Here is a 3,690-nt window from a genome sequence, read left to right as displayed (position 1 = left end):
AGACCAAGTGTCGCGCGCCGGCGGTGGAGAAGCCGCCGTTCTCCTCGCCGGTCCACTGCATCGGGGTCCGGACCGCCATCCTGCCGTCGGCCTCGAGGTCCTCGCCCATGCCGATCTCCTCGCCGTAGTAGAGCACCGGAGTGCCGGCAGCGAGAACAGCAGCGAGTAGACCATCCGGATGCGGCGGGGGTCGCCGTCGAGCATGGGCGGCAGGCAGCGCTTGAGGCCGCGGCCGAAGACCTGGCCGAACGCGGCGAAGACCTCCCGGCGTTCGTCCTCGGTGAGCTTGTCCGGTGTGAGTTCGTCGTGATTGCGCACGAACGTGGCCCGCTGGGACGACGTGTCCAGCGTCGGGCGGCCGGTCAGCGCCTTGGCGAGGGGGCCGGCGTCGGACCTGGCCAGGGAGAGGTAAAGGTTCTGCATGGCGATGAAATCGAACATCATGGTGAGTTCGTCGCTGTCCTTGCCGCCGAAGAATTTCACCTGTTCCTTGAACGGCAGGTTCACCTCACCCAGCAGGATCGCGTCGCCTTGCGGCGGCCCAGGAAGCTGCGCAGCGCGCGCAGGTAGGCGTGCGGGTCGGCGAATTCCTCCAGCGCGGTGCCGTCCTGGCCGGTGGTGGCCAGGAAATACGGGACCGCGTCCGCGCGGAAGCCGTCCAGACCCACCTGCAGCCAGTAGTCCATGGCCTTGGCGACCTCGTCCTGCACCTTCGGGTTGGCGACGTTCAGGTCCGACTGGTGCTGTAGAAGTGGTGCAGGTACCACTCCCCGGTTTTCTCATCGAGGGTCCAGATGGAGTCCTCCTGGTCCGGGAAGACCACGTCGGATAGAAGGGCATCAGCCAGAGGCAGGTGACGCCCAGGTCCGCCAGATAGTCCACGCGCTCGGCCAGCCCGGTGATGTCCCCCGATGCCGTCGCCGTCGGAATCGAAGAAGGTCTCCACATGCAGGCAATAGACGACCGCGTTCTTCCACCACAGGTCCGAGGTGTCCGTGAGCCGCATGCCCCCGTGTCTAGCACGCCGGCGGCGGGGCGGGCAAGGGTGGGAACGTCCGAGGGCGGCGCGCGGCCTGCCGCGTTGCCCGTCACTCCTGGGCGGCGATATCGTGAAAGCACCCAGCCCGTTCGAGGTGACCATATGGCCGTGAATTGTCCCGCTGACAACTATCCCGCCGGTACTTATCCCGTGCGGGTGGTGGCGTCCCCGGCACCCGGTCCCAACCAGTGGCTGTGGCTGGTGAAATGGCTGCTGGTGATTCCGCACCTGGTGGTGCTGCTGCTCCTGTGGCTGGGGTTCGCCGTTGTCACGGTCATCGCCTTCTTCGCCATCCTCTTCACGGCGCACTATCCGCGGCCGCTGTTCGACTTCAGTGTGGGCGTGCTGCGCTGGCACTGGCGGGTGGCGTACTACTCTTACGGCGTGCTGGGCACCGACCGGTACCCGCCCTTCACTCTGGCCGAGGTCCCGGACTATCCCGCGCATTTCGACGTCGACTATCCGGAGCGGATCTCGCGCGGGCTGGTGCTGGTCAAGTGGTGGCTGCTGGCCATTCCGCACTATCTGGTCCTCGGCGCCGTCTACGCCACCGGAGCCTGGGCAGCGGGGGCGTGGAACCGCGGCGACTGGATGGGCGGCACCGGCGTGGGCAGCGACTGGACGGGTGATGGCTGGCTGGGCGATGGCTGGACGGGCGTCCGCGGCGGCCTCTCGCTGGTCGGAGCGCTGGTCCTGATCGCGGCGGTCTGGTTGCTGTTCACCGCTGTCTATCCGAAAGGCATCTATGACTTCCTGTTGGGACTGCACCGCTGGGCGCTGCGCGTGGCCGGATACGCGGCGCTGATGACCGACCGGTACCCGCCGTTCCGCCTCGACCAGGGTCCGGAGGAACCTGCCAGGTACGACGGCGGTACGCCTCCGGGTGCCGCACCGCCGGCGGCTACCGGGCCGTGGACGCCAGGCTGGGTGGCCGCGCTGGTGCTCTCCGTCCTGCTGGCCCTGGGCGGGCTGGCCGCTGCAGGTGCCGGCGCCGGCGCGCTCGCCGTGGACAGCAGCCAGCGCCAGGGTGGCTTCCTGACATCCGACAGGGTCTCCGTTTCGTCAGCGGGACACGCGATTGTGTTCGACGAGATCCGGATCCAGACGAATGGCCGGGATGACAGCCTCACCGGTCTTGTCGGGCAGCTCCGGCTGCGTGTTTCGGCAGCGGATCCTCAGCAGGAGCTGTTCGTCGGCCTGGCGCCCCGGGACGAGGTCACGGCGTACCTGGATGATGTGGCCCGGGCGCGGGTTGTTGACACTTCAGGAGACGGCACGGATGTCCAGGAACTGCCGGGCTCCCGAGCGCCCGGCCCGCCGGCCACGGAGACGTTCTGGGACAGCCGGACCAGCGGCACCGGAACACAGCAGCTGCAGTGGACGCCGGCCAGCGGCGACTGGGCGCTGGTGGTGATGAACGCGGATGCCTCACCCGGGGTGACGGTCACCGGCGACGTCGGCGTGCTGCTGCCGTGGCTGCCGGTCCTGGGCGTCGTGCTGTTGGTGGCCGGCGGGGTCGCGCTGGTGTTGGGCGCCGCCGCCGTCGTCGTGATCTGCGTGGCCGTTAACCGGAGGAAGGCGCAGGCCTAGCGGAGCTGGCTGACCAGACCCGCGACGGCGGCCGCCAAGACCAGTCCGATCAGGACCCAGCGCCGGCTGCGGAGCGCAAAGGCCGCGTACCTGTTCCGGCTGCGCACCTTGCTGTCCGCCGCCCGGCGTTTCCCGGTTCCGTTGTCCTTGGCTGCCACGGCATCTTCCTTCCGCTTTGCGGTCCTGCCTGACAAGCCTAGCGCGTCGCAGGTCAGCGGAACTCCGGCAGCACCTTTTCCGCGAAGGCCTCGATGAACGGCTTCTGCTCCTGCCCGACGAAGTGCAGGTAAAGCTCGTCGAAGCCCAGGTTGAGGTATTCGTGCAGCCAGTGCGCGTGCCGCGTGAGGTCATGCGAGACCAAGGTTGCCTCCCGCACCTGTTCCGGGCCCACATGCTGTCCGGCGGCGTCGAAATGAGCCACGGTGGGAAGGTCCGAGGACACGGGCGGCGGGAAAACATTGGTCCGCCACTGGTCATGTGCGATCGCCATCGCCTCGGTGTTCGTGGGCGCCCAGGAGAGGTGGATCTGCAGGATAGCCTTGCCGCGTCCGCCGTTCCCGCGATAGGCATCGAGCATGTCCCGAAGATGCTCTTGCGGCTGGTTGACCGTAATCAGGCCGTCCGCCCAGTTGGCGGAGCGCGCGGCGGTTTCAACACTGAGGGCCGGCGCTATCAGCGGAGGTTTGGTGTCCGGCACGTCCCACAGGCGCGCGCCGTACACGGTGACTCTGCCGCGGTGGCTGACCTCCTCGCCGTCGAGCAACCTGCGGATAATGTCCACGGATTCCTCCAGCCGGAGCTGGCGGTCCTCCTTGTCCGGCCACGGATCCCCCGTGATGTGCTCATTCAAATTTTCGCCGCTGCCGACGGCCAGCCAGAACCGGTCGGGAAACATGGAGGAAAGGGTGCCTGCGGCCTGGGCGATGATCGCCGGGTGGTAGCGCTGGCCGGGAGCATTGACGACGCCGAAAGGCAGCTTGGTGGTGGCCAGCGCGGCTCCCAGCCAGGCCCAGGCAAAACCGGAATGGCCCTGCCGCTGCGACCAGGGCTCGAAGTGGTCC

Annotated in this window: 3 protein-coding genes and 1 pseudogene; 1 reads left to right on the top strand and 3 read right to left on the bottom strand. The window is 68.0% G+C overall.

Going from position 1 to position 3,690, the window contains the following annotated elements:
* Positions 1-1,006, bottom strand: a pseudogene (locus tag AC5RW2_RS41325) (alpha-amylase family glycosyl hydrolase); the annotation flags it as partial.
* Between the two features lie 141 nt (positions 1,007-1,147).
* Here AC5RW2_RS41325 and AC5RW2_RS41320 point away from each other — a divergent pair.
* Positions 1,148-2,629 (top strand): DUF4389 domain-containing protein, encoded by a 1,482-nt coding sequence (locus AC5RW2_RS41320; RefSeq protein ID WP_494029738.1) that lies wholly within the window; start codon positions 1,148-1,150, stop codon positions 2,627-2,629.
* Here AC5RW2_RS41320 and AC5RW2_RS41315 read toward each other — a convergent pair.
* Positions 2,626-2,787 (bottom strand): hypothetical protein, encoded by a 162-nt coding sequence (locus AC5RW2_RS41315; RefSeq protein WP_494029737.1) that lies wholly within the window; start codon positions 2,785-2,787, stop codon positions 2,626-2,628. The genes AC5RW2_RS41320 and AC5RW2_RS41315 overlap by 4 nt on opposite strands.
* 53 nt (positions 2,788-2,840) lie before the next feature.
* Positions 2,841-3,690, bottom strand: an 850-nt coding sequence (locus tag AC5RW2_RS41310; protein WP_494075312.1) for a TIGR03885 family FMN-dependent LLM class oxidoreductase, incomplete at its 5' end; no start/stop codon positions are given.

The sequence above is a fragment of the Arthrobacter sp. B0316-1-20 genome, from assembly GCF_059091865.1.
This window is presented reverse-complemented; position numbering and strand designations above follow the sequence as displayed.